This window comes from Mycobacterium helveticum (assembly GCF_007714205.1).
GTDB lineage: Bacteria > Actinomycetota > Actinomycetes > Mycobacteriales > Mycobacteriaceae > Mycobacterium > Mycobacterium helveticum.
The window spans coordinates 1-230 of the sequence record NZ_VMQU01000420.1; the positions used below are offsets into that span (position 1 = coordinate 1).

The window sequence follows — 230 nt, forward strand, 5'->3', positions numbered from 1 at the left end:
TCGGAGACGGAATACGGGTCGTACCAGATCGAATCACGGACAGCGGTGAAGATGCGGCACGCCTTATCGACGGAATCAATGGCGTTACGCGTCGCCGATTCGGTGAACTGCTGCACGGCATCGTGTTTCCAGTCGAGGAATTCGGTGGGTGCAAGGAACCGCGCGAACTCTAACTTCATCGGTGGTGGAGCCTGATCGGTAACCCGTCGACCGGGATCGGCAGCGATGTG

The 230-nt window shown here is 58.7% G+C and carries 1 protein-coding gene; it reads right to left on the bottom strand.

The features are described from left to right. Positions 1-230: transglutaminase-like domain-containing protein (locus FPZ47_RS28155; RefSeq protein ID WP_484213805.1), on the bottom strand; the 230-nt coding region annotated here is incomplete at both ends.